The following is a 6,069-nucleotide window of genomic DNA, read 5'->3' as shown; positions in this document are numbered from 1 at the left end:
GCCCTGGTCTGAGCCCGACCTGGTCTGAGCGGGGCGGAGCAGGGGTGGGTCAGGGGTGAGTCAGTCCCTCGGTGGTTCCCGGAAGGGTGGGCCGGGTCACGGTTTCCTGCTCGTAGGGTTCGGCCTGGGCGCTCGCTGCCCGGCGGCGCTCCTCTTCGAAGTCGCCCTCGAGTCCGCTGAAGCCCTCGGCACCGGCCGGGTGGGCGTCCCGCGACGTGGTCCCGCGTGCGGGATGGTCCTTGTCGGCGACGTGCCGACCGTGGTGTGCAGCAAACATGCCAGTCACGGTACGCCGCGTCCCCGCCGAGTCAAGGGCTAGCGTGCGGCGGGCACCTGTGCAGCGGTGGTTCGCGGGCGTCCCCGCACGGTGTACCTTCAACATCACAGCAGTTGAATTCTGCTGAGAAGGACCTCGGCGGCGTTCGGCCCCGGGGTCCTTTGCTTTGGCCCGGTGTCGCCCGGTGTCGTTGACTGCGACGTCCTGTTCGGTGTCCGATCCGGCGTTTCTGCGGCCTCACCCACGGTCTGTCCAGCGAGTCGTGCGAAGCTGGACTGTGCGCTCCCTCTCGACAACAGGATTCCTGCGATATCTCGGCGGCGCGATCGTCGCGTCGGCCGTCTTCGTCGCGCTGTACCTCTTTTTTGTGCGGACCCTGCACGGCCAGACGATGGACCAGCTCGCCTACGACGGCTCGATCTTCGGCCGTCGCAGCGTCACGGTCGTCACCCAGCAGGTGCTCGACCAGGTTCCGACCGTCTCGGTCGTGGCCGGCGCCGTCATCACCGGGATCATCACGGCCGTGCGCCGCGATCTCCGCACGCTCGTCGTCGCCGTCGTCGTCGCCCTGGGGGCCGTCGTCACGACCCAGGTCCTCAAGGACATCCTGCTCACCCGTCCCGATCTCGGGGTCGACGGTTACGCCGGCAACTCGTTCCCGTCCGGGCATACGACGGTCGCTGCGGCATCCGCTCTTGCCGTGTTCCTCGTCTCGAGCCCGCGGACCCGCTGGCTCGCCGCACTGCTCGGCTCGGCGTTCGCGGCCGTCGCGGGCGTCTCCACGCTCGCGAACGGCTGGCACCGCCCGAGCGACGTCATCGCCGGGCTCCTGGTCGTCGCGGTCTGGGGCTGCGCGGGCGGCATCGCGCTCTGGGTATGGGGCGCATCGCCCCGCCGCCTGCGAGCGCGCGGGTCGGCACGCCGGTTCGCGGCAGGGAACACCGACCCGGACGCGGGGACCGGTCCCCTGGCCCCGACCCGCGGAACGCCCGCGATCGGATACCGCATCCAGCTCTGGTTCGTCGTGCCGTTCTGTCTGGTCGCGGCCGCGGCGTTCCTCGTGACGTTCTTCGGCGCCTCCGGCCCGAACAGCGAGGCCGTCATCGCCTACGTCGGCGGGGTCGCGGCGATCTGCGCCGCCGGATCCCTCGTCGCGTTCGTCGCAACCCACCTCTTCGACCGCCTGCCCTGAGCTGCGGGGCACCCGACCGGTCACGCGGTCCGGCGCGAATCGTCCGGCGTTCAGGCGCCGATCAGGACGAGTACGTGATACACGACGTAGACCGGCCAGACGATCGCCTGGAGCAGCCCGAGGATCACACCCCAGAACGTTCCGCTCGAGACCGAGACGAAGTAGATCGCCGCTCCGATGTAGGCCAGGAAGAGGACGAAGCCCCACGGTCCGTCCCGCACGATCACCCGTCCACGTCCGTCCATGGCCATCAGCTCCTCCGATTCCGCACGCCCGGCGACTGTCCTCTGGGCCTCAGGGTAGCCCGAGTGCAGCCAGCGCGACACGGGGCGGCCGCGCCGGTTTCGGCGGGCCGCGCCCGCCGTTTCGGGCGCGGCCTGCCGATGTGGGCGCGACTAGAGCTTGTGGATGTTCGTGCGGGCGAGCTGCACGGCCTCGCCGACGCCGCCGTTCAGCACGACCCGGGAGAGGGCGAGCGCGAAACCGCGCACCTGCGCCCCCGTGATCGTCGGCGGCATGCTCAGGGCGAGCGGGTCGGTGACGAGGTCGACGAGCGCGGGCCCGTTGTGCTCGAAGGCGCGCTCCAGGGCGCCTCGGATGTCGGCGGGATCCTCGACCCGCTGGCCGTAGATGCCGAGGGCGTTGGCGACGGCGGCGTAGTCGACGGCCGGAACGTCGACGCCGAAGTCGGGGTAGCCGTCGACGAGCATCTCGAGCTTGACCATGCCGAGGGTCGAGTTGTTGAACACGACGATCTTCACCGGCAGGTTCTGCGCGGCGACGGTGACGAGCTCGCCGAGGAGCATCGAGAGGCCGCCGTCTCCGGACAGGGTCACGACCTGGCGCCCCGGGTGGCTCGCCTGGGCGCCGATCGCCTGGGGGAGCGCGTTGGCCATCGATCCGTGCAGGAGCGAGGCGAGCATCCGCCTGCGCCCGTTCGGGTTGATGTACCGGGCCGCCCAGACGTTGCACATGCCGGTGTCTGCGATGAAGACGGCGTCGTCTGCGGCGACCTCGTCGAGGATCGAGGCCGCGTACTCGGGGTGGATCGGCGTGCGCTTCTCGACGTTGCGCGGGTTGCCGTCGACCTTGTGCATGAGTTGCTCGTGGTGCTTGAGGGTCTTCTCGAGGAAGCGCCGGTCGGCGGTGCGGGTGATCAGCGGGGTGACCGCGTTGAGCGTCGCCGCGACATCCCCGTGCACCGGCACCGTGACGTTCGTGCGCCGGCCGATGTGTTCGGCACGGATGTCCACCTGCGCGATGACGACATCCGTGCCGTCGGGCAGGAATTGCGAGTACGGAAAGTCGGTGCCGAGCAGGATGAGCAGGTCGGCGTCGTGCATGCCGTCGTGGGCGGCGCCGTAGCCGATCAGCCCGGTCATGCCCACGTCGAAGGGGTTGTCGTACTGGATCCACTCCTTGCCGCGCAGGGAATGCCCCATCGGGGCGGCGAGCAGGTCGGCGAAGGCGACGACCTCATCGTGGGCTCCGGCGACGCCGATCCCGGCGAAGATGGCGATCTGGCGTGCGTTGTTGATGGCGTCGGCGAGGCGCTGCACGTCGGCCGTCGAGGGCACGAGCGTGCCCGGCTTGGTCAGGGTGATGGTCGGCGCGGTGCCGACGGAGGGCAGCTCGGCGATGTCGCCCGGGAGCGTGACGACGGCGACGCCGCCGAGGCCGATGGCGTGGCGCATGGCCATGCTCACGACGCGCGGGGCCTGGGCGGCGGAGCTGACGAGTTCGCAGTAGTTGGAACACTCGACGAAGAGGCGGTCGGGGTGGGTCTCCTGGAAGAAGGAGCTGCCGATCTGGGCGCTCGGGATGTGGCTCGCGATCGCGAGCACGGGTGCCCCTGAGCGGTGGGCGTCGTAGAGGCCGTTGATGAGGTGCAGGTTGCCCGGTCCGCAGCTCCCTGCGCAGACCGCGAGCTCACCCGTGAGTTGCGCCTCGGCGCTGGCCGCGAAGGCCGCGGCCTCCTCGTTGCGCACGTGCACCCAGTCGATGCCGCCCTTCGCGGAGCCGCCGCTGCGCCGAACGGCGTCGACGATCGGGTTGAGGCTGTCGCCGACGATGCCGTAGATGCGGCGCACGCCGGAGTCGATGAGCTGGGCGATGATCTGGTCGGCGACGGTCGTAGCCACGGGACTCCCTCGGATAGGCGGGCACCGGCCCGCGGTTGGCGACGCGCGTCCCCGTTGCCCCACGCCACATTCCAGCCTAGGCATCACTCCGCGCCACGGAACCGCGCCCAGCGGATTCACTGCCGGCGCCCAGTTTCGGGATGCGGGCATCCGTCGGCTGTTGCCGCCGCCCGCGAAAATGGGGGGTGTGCCTCGCAGGGCCGCGTGTAACACTGGGGCTATGTCCGTCACTCTTCGAGCGTTACAGACCGTTGTTCCATCCACCGTCCTCGTCCAGGAACAGGTGCGCGATGTGTTCGCCTCCCAGCCGGGATTGAGCAGGCTGGGGAAACGGCTCGTGACGGCATCGTTCAATCTCTCGGGAATCGAACGACGCCACACCGTGATCGAGGAGCTGACCCTCGACTCGGACGTCGCCAATCCCCAGTTCTTCGACGCGGCGACGCAGACCCTTCTCGTGCCGAGCACCCGCGTGCGCAACGAGCTGTACATCACCGAGGCGACGAAGCTCTTCGTCGAGGCCGGCCGCCGCGCGCTCGCCGCCTGCCCCGGCATCGAGGCCGCAGACGTGACCCACGTCGTGACTGTGTCCTGCACGGGCTTCTACGCGCCCGGCCCCGACTATATGCTCGTGCGGGAATTGGGCCTGAAGCCGACAACGCAGAGGTATCACTTGGGGTTCATGGGTTGCTACGCGTCGATGCCCGCGCTCCGCACGGCGAAGCAGTTCGTCGAAGCCGACCCGAACGCCGTCGTGCTCGTGGTGAGCGCCGAGCTCTGCTCGCTGCATCTCCGCACCTCGGACGACCCCGACACGATCGTTGCCTCCTCCCTGTTCTCGGATGGTGCGGCCGCCGGAATCGTGAGTTCACGCGCCCCGGCGCCGGGTGAGAACGCCCTCAGCCTGGACCTCTTCGAGACCGTGATCACCCCCGTCGGCGAGGGCGACATGGCCTGGAAGATCGGCGACGAGGGCTTCGAGATGGTGCTCAGCAGCTACGTCCCGCACATCATCGACCAGCACATCGAGGGCGCTCTCGCTCCGCTCTTCGCGAAGGACCCGGGGCTCGCCGCTGCCGTCGCCGCTCTCGGTGAGACCATGCCGATCGAGGAATTCACTGACGAGGTCGAAGTCCTGGCCGAAGTGGCCACTGCGACCGAGCTCGCGGAACTCGCCACCTCCACGGAATTGGCCGAAGCGACCGAGTTGGCGGAACTCGCGGGCCTGCTCGCGGTGCAGGGGTCGCCTGCGGAGCCGGGTGTGCTCGGCGAGGCGGGTTCTGCGGCCGGGTCGGTTGCGACGCTCGCGGTCCCGGTGCACGCGCCGGAGGCATCCGCTGGGCCCGCGCTCACGACGGAGACCACGACGGAGCCCGCGACCGGGCGGGCCCTGAACCTCAGCACGGCGATCGCGCACTGGGCGATCCACCCCGGCGGGCGCAGCATTCTCGACAAGACCGAGGCCAAGCTCGGGCTGAGCGAGGCGCAGCTCGTGCCGTCGCGGGAGACCCTGCGCTCCTACGGCAACATGAGCAGCGCGACGATCCTCTTCGTGCTGAAGGCGATCCTGGACGCCCCGGACACCGCGGACGGAGAGCGGCTCTGCGCCATGGCGTTCGGACCGGGGCTCACGGTCGAGTCCGGCCTGATGACTGTGGTGCGCGGCTGACGCGGTTGGCGCGATCGCCGTTGTTTCCCATGTTGCCGTTCCTCCGCCGGCGGGCGAGCGACGCGGTCGAGCTCATGGACGATCCGGGCTGCGACCCCGAGGTCCTGAGCCGCACGTACGACTATTTCCGATACGTGAACGCCGCCGTCTCCGGCTGGCGCGGGGTGTACCGGCGCGAGATCCGGCCGCTCCTCTCGACGAGCCGGGAGAGCACGCTGCTCGATATCGGCTCGGGCGGCGGCGACGTCGCCAGGGCGCTCGCCCGCTGGGCGGCCCGGGACGGCCTGCTCCTCACGGTGACCGCGATCGACCCGGATGCCCGCGCCCACCGCTTCGCGACCGCCCGGCCGCCGCTGCCCCGGCTGACCTTCCGGCAGGCGCTCAGCTCCGACCTCGCCGACGAGGGAGCTCGCTTCGATGTCGTGGTGTCCAACCACGTGCTGCATCACCTCACGGGCGCGCAGCTCGGCGGCCTGCTCGCCGACTGTCAACGGCTCGCGGCGCCCGGCGGCCGGGTGCTGCTCGGCGACATCGAACGCAGCACCTTCGCCTACGTCGGCTTCGGCCTCGGCACCTGGCCGCTCTTCCGCGACTCGTACATCCGCGCGGACGGCCTCACCTCCATCCGCCGCAGCTTCACCGCGCCGGAACTGCGCGCGGTCGTGCCGCCGGGCTGGGACGTGGTTCGGGAGCATCCGTCTCGCCTGCTGCTGCGCTGGGCGGCCCGGGACGGCCTGCTCCTCACGGTGACCGCGATCGACCCGGATGCCCGCGCCCACCGCTTCGCGAC

6 protein-coding genes are annotated in these 6,069 nt (G+C 70.3%); 3 read left to right on the top strand and 3 right to left on the bottom strand.

Annotated features, from left to right (window positions below; translation table 11 throughout):
* Nucleotides 1–49 precede the first annotated feature (49 nt).
* Nucleotides 50–277, bottom strand: coding sequence for a hypothetical protein (locus QN345_RS14510; RefSeq protein ID WP_322135291.1), 228 nt, complete (start codon nt 275–277; stop codon nt 50–52).
* Nucleotides 278–539: 262 nt separating this feature from the next.
* On the opposite strand from QN345_RS14510, the gene QN345_RS14505 reads away from it, so the two are divergent.
* Nucleotides 540–1,469: a phosphatase PAP2 family protein gene (locus tag QN345_RS14505; RefSeq protein ID WP_322140937.1), complete on the top strand. Its 930-nt coding sequence runs from the start codon at nt 540–542 to the stop codon at nt 1,467–1,469.
* Between the two features lie 50 nt (nt 1,470–1,519).
* Here the strand turns inward: QN345_RS14505 and QN345_RS14500 are convergent, their stop codons facing one another.
* Together QN345_RS14500 and QN345_RS14495 are read right to left on the bottom strand one after the other, a co-directional pair.
* Nucleotides 1,520–1,714 (bottom strand): hypothetical protein, encoded by a 195-nt coding sequence (locus tag QN345_RS14500; protein ID WP_241975437.1) that lies wholly within the window; start codon nt 1,712–1,714, stop codon nt 1,520–1,522.
* A 150-nt stretch (nt 1,715–1,864) separates the two neighbouring features.
* Nucleotides 1,865–3,610 (bottom strand): pyruvate dehydrogenase, encoded by a 1,746-nt coding sequence (locus QN345_RS14495; protein WP_322135293.1) that lies wholly within the window; start codon nt 3,608–3,610, stop codon nt 1,865–1,867.
* On the opposite strand from QN345_RS14495, the gene QN345_RS14490 reads away from it, so the two are divergent.
* Together QN345_RS14490 and QN345_RS14485 are read left to right on the top strand one after the other, a co-directional pair.
* Entirely contained in the window at nt 3,549–5,279 is a 1,731-nt protein-coding gene (locus QN345_RS14490) for a type III polyketide synthase (RefSeq protein ID WP_416172950.1), read from the top strand. The genes QN345_RS14495 and QN345_RS14490 overlap by 62 nt on opposite strands.
* 29 nt (nt 5,280–5,308) lie before the next feature.
* Nucleotides 5,309–6,069: methyltransferase domain-containing protein (locus tag QN345_RS14485; protein WP_323508795.1), on the top strand; the 761-nt coding region annotated here is incomplete at its 3' end.

It is taken from the genome of Cryobacterium sp. 10I1 (assembly GCF_035019805.1).
Classification (GTDB): Bacteria; Actinomycetota; Actinomycetes; order Actinomycetales; family Microbacteriaceae; genus Cryobacterium; species Cryobacterium glucosi.
This window is presented reverse-complemented; position numbering and strand designations above follow the sequence as displayed.

Bases quoted from the DNA above. Each gene is read 5' to 3' on its own strand.
- QN345_RS14510 (WP_322135291.1), bottom strand. From the start codon at position 277: ATGTTTGCTGCACACCACGGTCGGCACGTCGCCGACAAGGACCATCCC.
- QN345_RS14500 (WP_241975437.1), bottom strand. From the start codon at position 1,714: ATGGACGGACGTGGACGGGTGATCGTGCGGGACGGACCGTGGGGCTTC.
- QN345_RS14490 (WP_416172950.1), top strand. From the start codon at position 3,549: ATGCGGCGCACGCCGGAGTCGATGAGCTGGGCGATGATCTGGTCGGCG.